We start from the raw sequence: 13,480 nt of genomic DNA, 5'->3' as shown, positions 1-13,480 counted from the left end.
CCCACAACCCAAATTCACACACATCCCTTGACAGAATCTCCTTTTCGGAATATAGTTACCTAGGTAACTAATAAAATTTATGGAGCGAATCATGTTAACTCACGAACTTTTCCATACACTACATCAACTATCAAGACATCTCACTAATTCACTAAACGAAGCATTGAAACCATTAGGATTATACAGTGCCCAGTGGTCTGTTATCTATGTTCTCAGAAATAAAGGGTCCCTGACACAAAAGGAACTCTGTGATTACCTTTTTGTTGAAGCGCCGCCTATGACAAGGACAATCCAGCGTTTAGTCAAGCAAGGATATGTCATTCAGGTCCCCGGCAAGGATAAACGAGAAAAGTATGTCCAGCTTACAGACCTTGCCAACCAGGAATATCCGAAATGGGAACACATTGTCAATACGTTAAATCACCAACTGATGAAGGACTTCCCTATTGAATCACGAGAACAACTAGTAAAACTCCAAAAAAGCTGGCTACAGCAAATTTTATAAATAGAGGTGCATCACATGAACAAACCTAAATTATGGACAAAAAACTTTATTAGTATTTCCTTCAGCAATCTTTTTCTGTTTTTATCTTTTTATATCTTGCTCGTAACACTGCCATCATACGCACTTGATGAATTACATAGTAGTTCTTCTATGGCAGGTTTGATGACGACAGTCTTTTTACTCTCGGCGATCATTTCCCGCCCGCTTGCCGGTCAATGGCTTGAACGCGCCGGTAATAAAAAGGTGTTGATAGCAGCATTAATTATTTTCGCTGCAGCGTCACTATTATATTTCTTCCCTAGCTCCATGGTTGGTTTTTTAGTCATCCGCTTGTTACATGGAATCGGCTTTGGAATGGCGACGACAGTGGTTGGTACAATTGTGGCTGATATTATCCCTGTCTCCCGACGTGGAGAAGGAATGGGTTATTTCGTTATGTCGACCAATTTAGCGATGGTTATTGGTCCATTTATTGGTCTATTGGCCATCCATCAATGGGGCGCCAAGACCTTGTTTATAATCAGTGTGATTGTTTCCATTTGTGCGCTAATTACAGGACTAAGTGTAAAACAAGCCAAAACAGAAACAACAGTTCAACCGAAAGCTCATTCATCTTTTTCTTTCAGCAGCCTTTTTGAGGCTTCTGCCGTTCCCATTTCTATTGTCGGCGGCTTTATGGCAATTGTTTATTCAGCTCTATTATCCTTTGTATCGATTTATGCAAGTGAAATTCACTTAGAAAGCATCGCCAGCATGTTCTTTGTTGTTTATGCGATTCTCTTATTAGCCTCAAGACCGTTTACCGGAAAATGGCTTGATCAATATGGACCTAATGTGATTAGTTTCCCATGTATCGCTCTTTTTGCGGTTGGCATGTTTATTTTGAGCCAAAGTAATGGAGCAGTTACCTTCCTTTTATCAGCTGGTTTAATTGGTTTAGGCTGGGGAACCCTTTTTCCAACGTTTCAAACGATTGCGATTCAAGATGCAGAACCTCGCAAAAGAGGAGTGGCCACTGCAACGTTTTTATCTATCTATGATACCGGCATCGCGTTAGGTTCCTTTGTCGTTGGAATCATTGCAGCCAAAGTCGATTATGGCACTCTATATTTCTTCTGTTCCTTTTATATCTTAATTGGATTAGTTCTATTTTACTTCCTTCATACGAAGAAAAGTGCTACGGCAAAGGCAGCTGCCCAGCATCAAGCAAAAGCACAGGAAATTTAAGTTTATTAAACAAACCTCCTTGATTTGTTATATAATGGAATGAAACAAATCAGAGGAGTGATGTTTATGGCTAAATCAAAAGCCAAGAAGCTTAGAGAAAAACTAGCCCGCGAAGGGAAAATGAATCCCGAAGCGAAGAGAAGTCCGTTTGTTTTCACGGATATGAGAACAAGGGCAACCAAAACGAAAAAAGACCATTTATATCAGTTTAAACACAAGAACCATCAATCCCGTGAAGGAAATGATGGTTCTTTTTATTTTGCCGCCCACAGCTGCAAATGTTTTAATAATTTCTGTCTTTTTAGATAAAGTCGTTGTGCTTCCTCTACTGACACCATGGAAAAGTGAAGAATGGTGTCAGGCACCGCTTGAGCTACCTTTGGAATGTCTTCAGAGATGACAGTGCCGATTCTTGTATAGCCGCCTGTGGTTTGCCGGTCGGCGAGGAGGATAATGGGCTGGCCGCTTGCGGGGACTTGGATTCCGCCTAGCGGGATGGGGTCGGAAATGATATCTGGACCGCCGATGTGTTCGAGTTTCGGGCCTTTTAGCTGATAGCCCATCCGATTGGCTTGATGCGTCACAACAAATTCCTCCGAGAAAAACCGGTGAATACTCTCCTCCGTAAATCGATCTTCATGAGGTCCTATAACCACCCGAATTGTCATTTCTTTTGCATATTGGGGAACTAATTCTGGATGAAGCATTTTATATGGCTTCCTTATTAAAGGCTTGCCAACTAGTACATCCCCCTTCTGCAATGCCCGTCCCTCAAAGCCGCCAAACTTTCCATTTAAAAAGGTGGACTTACTGCCTAACACAAAAGGAACATCAATGCCTCCTCCAATGGCTATATAGGTTCGGGCTCCTAGTCTACAGTGACCGACTGTCAGAACCTGACCTTTCCGTAAGAGAAAGCTTTTCCACATCGAAACTTCCATCCCATCCACTTTAGGCGTAAAATCACCGCCGCAAATGGCGATCACAATATCACTTAATGCCTCCACTTCAGGACCTATTAAAGCTGTCTCGAGTACAGCCTCGCCCTTAGGATTTCCAACGAGGATATTTGACACTTGCATAAAATAGGAATCCATTGACCCAGATGGGCTGATTCCATATTGTTGATATCCATATCTGCCTAAATCCTGAACCGTTGTTTGCAGCCCAGGTTTCAATACTTTTAAAATAGCCTTCATTCACTTTGCCAGCTTTTTCTAATCTGGATGTTTTCCTGTTGAAAAGCCTGCTTTAATTTAGATACAAATTCTAACGCCTGCGGGTCATCTCCATGTACACAAATCGTATCCGCTCGAATCGATATATCTGTCCCATCAACAGCCTCAACCTTTCCTTCCTTATTCATGCGAATGACCCGAGTAATAGCAAGCTCAGAATCATGAATCATTGCATTCGGCTCCAGGCGGGAGGTTAATGTCCCATCTGGCTGGTAGGTGCGGTCGGCAAACACTTCCCCGGCGACAACTAGCCCCTTCTCTTGCCCTTCTTTTGCTAATTCGCTCCCGGCAAGTGCGAATAATACAAGTTCAGGATTCACATCGAAAACAGCTTGAGCGATGGAATCGGCCATATCTCGATTCTTGGCCGCCATATTATATAAAGCACCGTGCGGCTTTACATGAACGAGGTTAGTTCTATTAACTTTACATACAGCTTCTAATGCGCCTATTTGATAGACCATAAGATGATAAATCTCTCGAGGGGTCAGCTTCATTTCTCTCCTCCCGAAACCGGCTATGTCTGGAAAGCCAGGATGAGCCCCTATTTGCACACCGTATTTTTTTGCAAGTCTAACGGTCTCAAACATAACATTGTGGTCCCCGCCATGATAACCGCAGGCAATATTCGCAGAAGAAATGTGTTTTAAAACCTCTTCATCGTTTCCAATCTTATAGGCGCCAAAACTTTCCCCTAAATCACAATTCAAATCAATCACTGTCATATTTCTTCTCCCTTTTTATATGTTTTTAGCTCATATGTTTTATTAGCAATTAATTGCTGGATTCTTTCATACTCTTGTAAATCGATCGAATGGAATTTGATATAGTTTCCTGCCGAAAAGAGAAACGGTGACGGACGATTTACGTCAAAAAGAGTAACGGGTGTAATTCCTATAATGCGCCAGCCGGACGGAACCTCAGCGGGATAAATGCCTGTTTGATTCCCACCAATTCCGACCGCACCTGCCTCCACACTTGGCCGTGGATGTTCAAGTCTTGGAACCGCGAGACTTGGTGGAAGCCCACCCAAATAAGGAAACCCCGGGACAAATCCCATCATATAAATCAGGTACTCCTTACTTGTATGCAGGCTTATCACCTTTTCCTCGCTTAGCTGATGAAAACTGGCCACAAATGGTAAGTCAGGACCGGTTTTCCCGCCATAATAAACAGGTATTTCATAAACGATCCCCTTTTCCCGCTCAACTTTGTCAGCAGTAGAATAATTACTTTTGAGGATTTTTTCTAAAACGTGATAGCTAATGATCTCTGGCTGATAGTAAATAACAACCGTACAATAGGCATGCACCCACTCGATGATCCCCTTTATTTTTGCTTTTTTAAGACCTGCAATAAATCGCTGGATTTCCCTTTGTATCTCCTCATTAATTTGATTCCCAAAAGATACTTGGATGGCTAAATCTCCAAGTGATTTTATCTCGATCATAGTAATCCCCTATTTCTCATCATTTGTTTTTTAGAAGATATGTACAATACAATTATTAAAGGAATTTCTCAAAAGTGCAATCATCAAAGCAATCCCACTTCATACGAAAAAGCCTTTCTGTTACCAGAAGGCTTCTAAATACAATATTTCAGAACGAATTTAACTGTTTTATCTTTTCATCATGATAGGTAATCTTTTTTGTTATTTTATTTTTCAAATTATAATCTAGACAACTATCCAATAACAGTTGATGATAGTTTTTCCTCATTATATGCCATTTGTAATGAATCTTAGATATTAACGACATATTGTCCGCCCCCTATCCTTGATTTCTATATATTACGATTTTGAAAGCGATTTAAAGGGGGTATTAAATGATTTAAAATTTCCCCTTAGAGAAAGCATAACTTGTTATGTACACCAGCCCCCTAAAATGTAAGCACTTCATTTTACAATCATTTTTAATTACGCTAAGCTAGAAATATTACTAAATATTGGAGGGATTTTGATGTTTGATGTAGTTATTATTGGAGCAGGTGCTGCAGGTGCTAGTGCTGCTTTGTTTACAGCTAAAGCTGGTAAAAAAACTTTAGTTGTCGACAATGACAAAAGCATGACTAAACGTGCTTGGATCGAGAACCATTATGGTGTTTCCGAAATCACTGGACCAGATTTGATTGATATCGGTAAAAAGCAAGCAACGAAATTCGGCGCTGAATTAGTAGAAGCGACTGTTACCGATGTTAAAAAGACCGAGGATAGTTTTAAAGTAGTAACGGACCAAAATGAATATGAAGCAAAACATGTGATTGTGGCAACCGGAGCATTGGTAACACTTGCTGAAACGATTGGCCTTAAGACAAAGCCAGGAACTGAACCAAGAATCAAAATTGTCCTTGATGTGGATGCAGCTGGTAAAACCAATATTGACGGCATTTGGGCAGCTGGAACGGTTGCTGGTGTGAGTGTACATACCATCATTACAGCTGGCGACGGTGCTAAAGTTGCGATTAATGTGATTAGTGAAATCAATGGTGAGCGTTATGTTGACCATGATGTTTTAAAATCTTAATTAGCATAGGAGCAATGAAAATGGCTGTTAAAAAGATGGACCACGTTGGCGTATTTGTTAAAGACTTAGATGCATCACTGACATTTTATCAAGAGATTGTTGGTATGGACCTTAAGGATCAGTTTACCATTAATAATGGAGCTTTAACCTTAGCCTTCCTTGGCTTCAATGGTTCTGATGAAACGGAATTGGAATTAGTATATGGTGGCAATCCAGATCTTCCAGAGGAAGGGAAAGTCAACCACATTGCTTTCTTAGTAGATAATATTGAAGAGGAATTTAACCGTTTAAAGGGATTGGACGTTTCATTTATTAGTGAAGAAGTCGTTACCCTTCCGAACGGGTATCGTAATTTCTTTGTGAATGGTCCTGACGGGGAAAAAGTTGAATTCTTTCTAAGATAGTAGTCAAAAACCTCCTTTTTTCAGGAGGTTTTTTAAATATATCATGTATTCACTATTGGACCGATATGACTAATGATGTATGTAGTGAATTACCTGGTTCAACCATGACTAATTCTTCTTTCCTATTGAGTTCATCGGTCATGGCCATCCATGGTTCTACACAAATAAATTCTTGTTCTGCCTCTGTCCACAACACAATATACTTAAATTCATCTCCATATCTCATGGTAACTTTTTTCTTTAGTTCAGGAAGTTCAAATGAAATTTGCTTTTTCATACTATCCATTAATACTAAGGATTCCTTTTTATTCGTTAAATCCAAGGAATCGTTAAAAGAATTTACCTCCATAGTATTATAATCTAAATAGGTTTTCGCATCTGTTTGATAGGTCAAATCTTTACTAGATGTTTTAAAATATGGGTGAAAACCTGCATAGATCGGCATGGACTCGTCTGAAATATTCCGATAAACTTGATCAATCAATAGTTCATTTTTAGTAATGGTGTAGCTAAAAATAACTTCAAATTGAAATGGGTATTCTCTCATTGTTTCTTCATTGCTTACTAAGCGTATAGTAACCGTGGCCTTTGTTTCATTTAAATCTGTATCGATTACTTCCCAAGAATGATTCCTGGCTACGCCGTGATTTTTCATTTTGTAAACCTTATCGTTCCATTCATACTCCCCATTTTCCAGCTGTCCTGATATGGGGAAAAGTATCGGTATGCCGCCCCGAATATTTTTCTTAGGATCATAAAGAGTCTCTTTATTTAAAAATAAAATCTCGTCGTTTTCTACGCCAAAACTAGTAATAATTCCGCCGCGGTCTGGAGCAACCCTTAGCCAGCTGCCTAACGTTTCATTATATAGTTCATAAACAGATAATTCCTTTTCTTTGCTAACCTTAAGCTGATACATGTTTTATGTTCATCCCTTCTTTTAACATGCTGTACCCTTAACAATTAAATTGACAATTCTATAACCCAATTAATAAAATTAATTTTAGCCTACCAGTAGGTATTTAAACATCAAAAAAAACTAAAAAACGATAAGGAGCACTCGGGTTATCCCGCTATTTACATTTCGGAAAAATAAAAGGAGATTGATATGATTAAACAAGGTACTAATTTAAAGCTCGTTGTGACAGGGCTCTTGCTCGCGATTTTGATGGCGGCCATGGATAATACGATTGTCGCCACCGCCATGGGAACCATCGTCTCAGACCTCGGCGGCTTTGACAAATTTGTTTGGGTCACTTCTGCCTATATGGTCGCCGTCATGGCGGGGATGCCGATTTTCGGAAAGCTATCCGATATGTACGGACGGAAACGTTTCTTTCTTTTTGGGTTAATCGTCTTTCTAATTGGGTCTGCTCTTTGTGGAATAGCCCAATCAATCGTCCAGTTAAGTATTTACCGGGCCATCCAAGGAATTGGCGGCGGCGCACTTATGCCGATTGCTTTTACGATTGTATTTGACATTTTCCCGCCGGAAAACCGTGGAAAAATGACCGGTCTGCTCGGAGCCGTTTTTGGTGCCTCTAGTGTTCTAGGACCATTACTTGGTGCTTATATAACTGATTACATTAGCTGGCATTGGGTCTTTTATGTAAACGTTCCAATTGGTATTGTTTCGATTATTTTAATTGTTCGTTACTATCATGAATCCTTACAGCATTCTAAACAAAAAATTGACTATCTCGGTGCGATTACACTTGTGATTTCGGTCGTGAGTCTAATGTTTGCTCTCGAATTAGGCGGTAAGGAATATGATTGGGATTCTGTGCAAATCATCAGTTTATTTGCAAGCTTTTTTATCTTTTTTGTGGCCTTCTTCATTGCCGAATTCAAGGCAGCAGAACCTATTTTACCACTTTGGCTGTTTAGACGGCGTTTGTTTGCCACCTCGCAGATCCTTTCCTTCTTATACGGCGGAACATTTATCATCTTAACTGTGTTTATTCCGATTTTTGTTCAAGCCGTTTACGGGGGAACAGCGAAGAATGCCGGATTAATTTTAACACCGATGATGTTAGGGTCGGTGGCAGGAAGTTCAATTGGAGGGATCTTTTTAACAAAAACGTCTTTCCGTAATTTGATGATATTATCGATTATTTCCTATGTGGCCGGGATGTATTTACTTGGAACGATGACGGTTGACACCGCCCGTTATTTACTAACGATTTATATGATTTTGGTTGGTTTTGGGGTCGGCTTTTCCTTCTCCTTGCTGCCCACTGCCTCGATGCACAATTTGGAGCCGCAATACCGGGGAACGGCTAATTCAACTAATTCCTTTTTACGTTCCTTTGGGATGACACTTGGGGTAACCATTTTTGGTACCCTGCAAGGTAATCTGTTTACTGATAAATTAAAGGAAGCCTTTAAAGGTATGCAAGGCGGGGGCGGACAGCAATTTCAAATGGGTGACCCCCGGCAAATTTTCCAAGCAAGTGAACGGGCAAAAATCCCGGAGTTTATCTTAGATAAAATTGTTCAAGCTATGTCTTATTCCATCACACACACCTTTATACTAACATTGATTCCAATCGCTCTTGCTGCGATTACGATTATATTTATGGGGAACGCCCGCGTAGAAGTAAGCAAGAAGCCAGCAAAAGGTTGAAAAAACAAAGCACTGACCTCGAACCGGTCAGTGCCTTTGTTTTTTAAACTTTAAGATCTTTGCCTGCTTCGACAATATGAAACAGTAAATGGGCTAGATGATGAATCGGGCCATATTCTTGTTCTTCTTCCTCTTCTGTTTCCTCGTTGAATTCAAGGTCATTTAAGAAAAGCGCCATAAATTCATAGAAGTCCTTCAATTGAAAGGAATAACAGCCGACTGGGTCTTCATTGTCGTCTTCATATTGTAAGACCATGTAAGAAAGATTTCCATCAATGTCAGCAGCGTCAAAAAAGACAAAAAGGCCTATATTCGTATCAACTTCAAATAAATGCCTTGTCCCGCCCTCGGTTGCTTTGTTAAATTCCTCTTGATTTATTTTCTGTATTTGCATGCTGTCTACATTATCTTCCTGGTGAAACCCAACAACAAATGATTCCATGAAAATCCTCCTTAGCCTCTACTTAAAGTACAAACACATGATATTAGGATACCCAATATCGGATTCATTTCATTCAGGCTTATTGTTCATCATTACATCGATCTTGGTAATATTCCGTTAGAAGCGGATTTTCCGTTGTTGCGAACCTTGCTGTTTGCAGAGTCATTTCTGGTTCTACACCATAAAGCTTTTTCATCGTCTCTTTTTCCCATTTTTCATCCTCAAAGAGTCGATGCTGTTCTTGATCATTCATTTAACATCACCTGCTTCCTATTTGGACTTTAATCATTAAGTGACTGCTCTAAATCACGAATTAAAACATTCACATCCTCAAGCCCGACTGCCAGACGGATCGTTCCCGGACTTATGTGTTCCTTAAGCAGCTGCCCTTCATTGCTGCTAATGTTTGGAGATAATACAAGGCTTTCGAACGAACCCCAGGAAACCCCTACCTTAAATGCCTTCATTTTGTTAATGACTTTTTCCACTTGGCGGTAATTGGCTATTGCTAGTTCCAAACTCATTAATCCACTATAGCCAGATAACTGTTTTTGACCCAACTCATAATCGGGATGGGATTCAAGAGCGGGAAAATGAACCTTGGCAACTCTGGGATGAGTCTCCAAATACTCTGCCACTTTTACAGCATTTTCCTGATGGTTCACCATACGTAACGGTAATGTTCTTAATCCTCTCAGCAAAAACGATGCTTCAGATGGGGGCAAAGCCCCGCCCATTAGCAAGTATTCTTTATTAAATAATGTGTTCATAATTTTTTTACTTGTAATTAAAGCCCCGCCCAGAACATCACTATGGCCGCCAAGATATTTAGAGGCTGAATGGACCACTATATCGATTCCGAATGTTAGTGGTTTTTGAAATAATGGAGTTGCCCAAGTATTATCGATAATGGTACGAATTCCGTTTACCTTTGCCAGCTTACTGACCTCCGCAAGATCGATTAATCGGAAGGTCATATCCGTTGGGCTTTCGAGAAAGATGACTTTGGTGTTGGATTGGATCGCCTGTGAAATCTCCTCGGTATTAGTAGAATATACAACCGAATGACTTATATTAAACTTTCCTAAATATTTTAGAAGTTCCATCGTCGAGTAATATAAATTACTGACGCAAATGATATGGTCTCCACTCTGAATACTATTCATAATGGCTGCGCTGATTGCCGCCATTCCTGATGAAAATGTCTTGCATTCTTCCCCGCGTTCCAACGCTGCTAATTTCTTTTCAACAATTTCAACCGTAGGATTGGTTCCTCTTCCATACACATAATGATGTTTTTCTGACTGAACAGCATTCACCAGCTCACCCAATGTTGGATAAGTAAATAATGTGTTTTGAAATATCGGCGGAACAACCGCCCCGTGAAATCGATCATGGTCATCTTCATAATGCATACAAATTTGTTTATCTTGCTCAAACTCTGTTACACGTATCATTGAAAAATGGACTCCTCTAAAAGTAACTTTTCGCTTATTTTCTTCCTTTCATTGTCATTCATTCCAGTGAAATAAAAAAACCCCTTAAGTTGGATTTTTTAGGCCAACTTAAGGGGTTCACTTCAGAGGTCAGGGATTTTTTTATATTATCATCATACTGGAGGCAAAATAGGAGGACCTTGTGGCCCTACGTAAGCATAGTTATGAGTATTGGACACAGATTCGCTTTTTACAGCGTTATTGGATGCGAAAAGAACAAGGAATGAAACTGAAAGTAATAGGACAGCCATTTTTTTCATACTATTCCTCCTGTAATTTTATTTAGATAGCTGACTGCTTTGTGAACCATCCCATTTTCATTGAAATAATCAGCTAACATTTTATAAAAACGGGTAAGGTAATCGTTCTGTTCACTTATTTCCTCAAAATAAGGAATGACCTTTGTTTCTAAGTATTTAAACGCTTTTTGCGGTGAAGCCATATGAAATAAATAAAATTCTGCCAAGAGGCGATATCTCTTATTTCCTAACTCTTTCGATAGTGAAAAGACTTCCTGTAAGCATTTTTTTGCTTTTTCTGTGAATTGAAGGGAGAAATAAATTTCTCCAATGGAATAGAGCGTAACTAAATAGTGCTGGTTTACGTTAGTCTGTAATGCCAAACTTTTTTCATAATAGATCAGTGCTTCCCTGTCATTGTTCATTTTATTTTGTAAAAAGCCCATGTTATGATAAATCTGCGGCAGCATTTCTTCTTCCTTTAACAATTCTGCATTTCGAATTAAATGCTGAAAACACCCTTCTGCTTCCTCGTAAATTTTCGAGTGAGTGTAACTTATGCCTAAGAGCATTAACGTATGCAAAATACGCAAAAAGTTGTGCTGGTTCATAAAAATCTGCAGTGCCATCTTCCCAAAATGAATGGCATGTCCCGACTGTTCACGAGAGCTTTTTACAAGTGCTCGATGATAAAGGAATTCGCCGCTTGTTGTATCATGATCATTCTCTATGTACAATGTATCAAGGATATCATCGGCGTTTTTAAACTGTCCTTTTAAAATTAAGAATATCGCATTATAATAGCGAAATAAATAGCTTTCATGTTGGGAAAATTTTTTCTTTTGCTTAAATAATAAGTCCCTTTGTGACTCAGCTTCCCCAATTTTTCTTTTAAAGAGAAGATAGCGATATTTCGTTAACTCCCAAATATAAATATGTTTAGAGAATGGGGTGAGGTGCTCCCTATTTTTTAATTTTTGATAGATTTCATCTACTTCTTCTTTAAGGTAGAAATTTATTTTATTATTTACATCTCTAATAAGGTGTTTGATTTCTTCTTCTTTCTCTTCCATTTCTTCAAGGCTAATGCTGAGCCGTTCAAGTAAAAGGGCGATCGTTTCTTCGTTGGCTTCTTTTGAATTGTTTTCAATTTTACTTAAATGCGGAACGGAGCATATTCCTTTTGCAAGCTCCGTTTGGGTCATTCCTCGTTGGGTTCGATAGTATTTAATCAGGGCTCCGAATTCCATCATGCCACCAGCTTGCCTTTCTTTTATTATCATTTTACTATATTAGGAAATTTCCTAACAGCAATTTTGGTATTATTTTCAACATGTCGAATTTTCAAAAATTAAAAAGCCACCCGGAAGGCCTTTTTCCGGATGGCCTAATCATGATTACTTTACTCTAGGGAAACCAAAACCTGATGCATTATCATCACCTGTTGCAGAACTTATACCGCCCTTAATATCATACGATTTTGCTCTATTCTGCAGTTCTGCCCGTATCTGTGCATTGGTCCATGACGAATTGGCAGCCCAAATTTTTGCAGCAAGACCGGAGACATGCGGTGTTGCCATGGATGTACCACTAATCGTGTTATATCCTCCATCCTTCCAGGTAGATTCGATCGCTCTGCCTGGTGCCGAAACCTCAACGTCTCGTTCCTGGATAATATAGTCACCATCTGTGGCTGAATTTCCTCTCGATGAGAAGTCAGCTACCCGGTAGGTCCCATTTTGCTGGACATTTTCCAGTGCAGCTACAGCCACGACATTCGGTAATGCACCCGGGTAGCCAATGGTGTTATCGGCAGAACCATCATTACCAGCTGCTGCCACAATCAGGACACCTTTTCCATAAGCATAGTCCACAGCGTCAGAGATGAGCGAATCCTTTGTGCTTGAACCAAGTGACATCGAAATAATCACCTTTTTACCGGCTGCTTGATCGGCTACCTTCCGAATCGCAGCTGCGATGTCATCAGAATAGCCGCTGCCACGATCATTTAATACTTTATACGACCACAATTTTGCTTCTGGTGCGACACCATAAATTCCCGTACCGTTTCCGCCATTCGCTAAGACTGTCCCCGAAACATGAGTACCGTGGCCATTTCCATCTGAACAGCTTCCATCTACCCAGGACACCTTCATTTGCGAAAAGTCCTGACATTGTGCCACATTGTTAGATAAATCAGGATGGTTCCGATTCACCCCTGTATCAAGCACAGCTACGACAATGCCGCTGCCCCCGGAAGTACTGGCAATAGCTGAATCATTATAGATGGCCTGTATTCCCCATGGGGTTCGGTCACTAGGAGCAGTCACTAAAGTTCCACCCTGCTTTGCTGCTGCTTCATTTATAACAGCTAATTGAACCTCAGGGACTTTTTCAATCGTTAAATTTTTGTTATGGAGGAGTGCTTGGTATGCTTGAGCATTGACCGTGGTTGTAAAACCATTAGCTGCGAATTCCCACCGGACACCGTAGCTTGCTTTTGCCTTCGCCTTTTCAGAAGCGGGACCTTTAATAAGGACACGGTATGTTTCGTTGGAATTCACCTGCTGACCAAATGCCCCTGTTGCAAACAAGGAGACCCCCATTACCACACTCATAATTGTTGCACCTATGGTTTTCTTTTTTCTCATCCAAACTCCCCTTTCTAAAATCGTACAGAACAAGTCACTAGCGCTAAATTATATTCGGACCTGTCTAGCAATATTAGAAAAAAAGTTGGGAAAATTTTTAAGAAACGAAAAAAACCAGCCTAATTAAAGA

16 protein-coding genes are annotated in these 13,480 nt (G+C 40.0%); 6 read left to right on the top strand and 10 right to left on the bottom strand.

Features of this window, described 5'->3' with window-relative positions; genetic code table 11:
- Positions 1-91: 91 nt before the first annotated feature.
- The 3 genes from COD92_RS15635 (at position 92) to COD92_RS15625 (ending at position 2,041) form a co-directional block, all read left to right on the top strand.
- Positions 92-505 (top strand): MarR family winged helix-turn-helix transcriptional regulator, encoded by a 414-nt coding sequence (locus COD92_RS15635; protein ID WP_098529094.1) that lies wholly within the window; start codon positions 92-94, stop codon positions 503-505.
- A 15-nt stretch (positions 506-520) separates the two neighbouring features.
- A complete protein-coding gene (locus COD92_RS15630) occupies positions 521-1,732 on the top strand; it encodes an MFS transporter (protein WP_098529092.1) in 1,212 nt (403 codons plus the stop codon).
- Between the two features lie 66 nt (positions 1,733-1,798).
- Complete coding sequence (locus tag COD92_RS15625) at positions 1,799-2,041, top strand: hypothetical protein (RefSeq protein WP_098529090.1); 243 nt, start codon at positions 1,799-1,801, stop codon at positions 2,039-2,041.
- Here COD92_RS15625 and COD92_RS15620 read toward each other — a convergent pair.
- Genes COD92_RS15620 through pxpB form a run of 3 tightly spaced genes read right to left on the bottom strand, consistent with a single transcriptional unit; the run spans position 1,987 to position 4,420 of the window.
- The gene (locus COD92_RS15620; protein WP_098529088.1) at positions 1,987-2,931 is read right to left on the bottom strand and encodes a 5-oxoprolinase subunit C family protein; all 945 of its coding nucleotides are present in this window, start codon (positions 2,929-2,931) and stop codon (positions 1,987-1,989) included. The two genes, COD92_RS15625 and COD92_RS15620, sit on opposite strands and share 55 nt — an antisense overlap.
- Positions 2,928-3,695 (bottom strand): 5-oxoprolinase subunit PxpA, encoded by a 768-nt coding sequence (locus COD92_RS15615; protein ID WP_098529086.1) that lies wholly within the window; start codon positions 3,693-3,695, stop codon positions 2,928-2,930. Before COD92_RS15615 ends, COD92_RS15620 begins: the two co-directional genes overlap by 4 nt.
- Positions 3,692-4,420: a 5-oxoprolinase subunit PxpB gene (gene pxpB, locus COD92_RS15610; protein ID WP_098529084.1), complete on the bottom strand. Its 729-nt coding sequence runs from the start codon at positions 4,418-4,420 to the stop codon at positions 3,692-3,694. The genes COD92_RS15615 and pxpB overlap by 4 nt, the downstream gene beginning before the upstream one ends.
- 508 nt (positions 4,421-4,928) lie before the next feature.
- Here pxpB and COD92_RS15605 point away from each other — a divergent pair.
- Complete coding sequence (locus tag COD92_RS15605; protein ID WP_098529082.1) at positions 4,929-5,492, top strand: FAD-dependent oxidoreductase; 564 nt, start codon at positions 4,929-4,931, stop codon at positions 5,490-5,492.
- 20 nt (positions 5,493-5,512) lie between these two features.
- The gene (locus COD92_RS15600; RefSeq protein WP_098529080.1) at positions 5,513-5,896 is read left to right on the top strand and encodes a VOC family protein; all 384 of its coding nucleotides are present in this window, start codon (positions 5,513-5,515) and stop codon (positions 5,894-5,896) included.
- Between the two features lie 52 nt (positions 5,897-5,948).
- Here COD92_RS15600 and COD92_RS15595 read toward each other — a convergent pair whose 3' ends face one another.
- Positions 5,949-6,815, bottom strand: coding sequence for an aldose epimerase family protein (locus COD92_RS15595; protein WP_098529078.1), 867 nt, complete (start codon positions 6,813-6,815; stop codon positions 5,949-5,951).
- 189 nt (positions 6,816-7,004) lie between these two features.
- Here COD92_RS15595 and COD92_RS15590 point away from each other — a divergent pair, with 189 nt between their 5' ends.
- The gene (locus COD92_RS15590; RefSeq protein WP_098529076.1) at positions 7,005-8,522 is read left to right on the top strand and encodes an MDR family MFS transporter; all 1,518 of its coding nucleotides are present in this window, start codon (positions 7,005-7,007) and stop codon (positions 8,520-8,522) included.
- 43 nt (positions 8,523-8,565) lie between these two features.
- Here COD92_RS15590 and COD92_RS15585 read toward each other — a convergent pair whose 3' ends face one another.
- The 6 genes from COD92_RS15585 to COD92_RS15570 all read right to left on the bottom strand — a co-directional run bounded on the left by COD92_RS15585 (position 8,566) and on the right by COD92_RS15570 (position 13,350).
- On the bottom strand, positions 8,566-8,964 hold the full coding sequence (locus COD92_RS15585) for a cytosolic protein (RefSeq protein WP_098529074.1): 399 nt from the start codon (positions 8,962-8,964) through the stop codon (positions 8,566-8,568).
- Positions 8,965-9,043: 79 nt separating this feature from the next.
- Positions 9,044-9,217, bottom strand: coding sequence for a hypothetical protein (locus COD92_RS32030; protein WP_176541136.1), 174 nt, complete (start codon positions 9,215-9,217; stop codon positions 9,044-9,046).
- 28 nt (positions 9,218-9,245) lie between these two features.
- The gene (locus COD92_RS15580) at positions 9,246-10,421 is read right to left on the bottom strand and encodes a trans-sulfuration enzyme family protein (protein WP_098529073.1); all 1,176 of its coding nucleotides are present in this window, start codon (positions 10,419-10,421) and stop codon (positions 9,246-9,248) included.
- A gap of 152 nt (positions 10,422-10,573) precedes the next feature.
- Positions 10,574-10,720, bottom strand: a complete 147-nt coding sequence (locus COD92_RS32025) for a hypothetical protein (RefSeq protein WP_176541135.1) — start codon at positions 10,718-10,720, stop codon at positions 10,574-10,576.
- Positions 10,717-11,949: a helix-turn-helix domain-containing protein gene (locus COD92_RS15575; protein WP_176550444.1), complete on the bottom strand. Its 1,233-nt coding sequence runs from the start codon at positions 11,947-11,949 to the stop codon at positions 10,717-10,719. The genes COD92_RS32025 and COD92_RS15575 overlap by 4 nt, the downstream gene beginning before the upstream one ends.
- A gap of 147 nt (positions 11,950-12,096) precedes the next feature.
- Positions 12,097-13,350, bottom strand: coding sequence for a S8 family peptidase (locus COD92_RS15570; protein WP_098529070.1), 1,254 nt, complete (start codon positions 13,348-13,350; stop codon positions 12,097-12,099).
- Between the last annotated feature and the right edge of the window lie 130 nt (positions 13,351-13,480).

The sequence above is a fragment of the Bacillus sp. AFS037270 genome, assembly GCF_002585305.1.
The sequence above is the reverse complement of the archived record's forward strand: the minus strand, read 5'-3'. Positions and strand labels throughout refer to the sequence as shown.

Bases quoted from the DNA above. Each gene is read 5' to 3' on its own strand.
- COD92_RS15635 (WP_098529094.1), top strand. From the start codon at position 92: ATGTTAACTCACGAACTTTTCCATACACTACATCAACTATCAAGACAT.
- COD92_RS15630 (WP_098529092.1), top strand. From the start codon at position 521: ATGAACAAACCTAAATTATGGACAAAAAACTTTATTAGTATTTCCTTC.
- COD92_RS15625 (WP_098529090.1), top strand. From the start codon at position 1,799: ATGGCTAAATCAAAAGCCAAGAAGCTTAGAGAAAAACTAGCCCGCGAA.
- COD92_RS15620 (WP_098529088.1), bottom strand. From the start codon at position 2,931: ATGAAGGCTATTTTAAAAGTATTGAAACCTGGGCTGCAAACAACGGTT.
- COD92_RS15615 (WP_098529086.1), bottom strand. From the start codon at position 3,695: ATGACAGTGATTGATTTGAATTGTGATTTAGGGGAAAGTTTTGGCGCC.
- pxpB (WP_098529084.1), bottom strand. From the start codon at position 4,420: ATGATCGAGATAAAATCACTTGGAGATTTAGCCATCCAAGTATCTTTT.
- COD92_RS15605 (WP_098529082.1), top strand. From the start codon at position 4,929: ATGTTTGATGTAGTTATTATTGGAGCAGGTGCTGCAGGTGCTAGTGCT.
- COD92_RS15600 (WP_098529080.1), top strand. From the start codon at position 5,513: ATGGCTGTTAAAAAGATGGACCACGTTGGCGTATTTGTTAAAGACTTA.
- COD92_RS15595 (WP_098529078.1), bottom strand. From the start codon at position 6,815: ATGTATCAGCTTAAGGTTAGCAAAGAAAAGGAATTATCTGTTTATGAA.
- COD92_RS15590 (WP_098529076.1), top strand. From the start codon at position 7,005: ATGATTAAACAAGGTACTAATTTAAAGCTCGTTGTGACAGGGCTCTTG.
- COD92_RS15585 (WP_098529074.1), bottom strand. From the start codon at position 8,964: ATGGAATCATTTGTTGTTGGGTTTCACCAGGAAGATAATGTAGACAGC.
- COD92_RS32030 (WP_176541136.1), bottom strand. From the start codon at position 9,217: ATGAATGATCAAGAACAGCATCGACTCTTTGAGGATGAAAAATGGGAA.
- COD92_RS15580 (WP_098529073.1), bottom strand. From the start codon at position 10,421: ATGATACGTGTAACAGAGTTTGAGCAAGATAAACAAATTTGTATGCAT.
- COD92_RS32025 (WP_176541135.1), bottom strand. From the start codon at position 10,720: ATGAAAAAAATGGCTGTCCTATTACTTTCAGTTTCATTCCTTGTTCTT.
- COD92_RS15575 (WP_176550444.1), bottom strand. From the start codon at position 11,949: ATGGAATTCGGAGCCCTGATTAAATACTATCGAACCCAACGAGGAATG.
- COD92_RS15570 (WP_098529070.1), bottom strand. From the start codon at position 13,350: ATGAGAAAAAAGAAAACCATAGGTGCAACAATTATGAGTGTGGTAATG.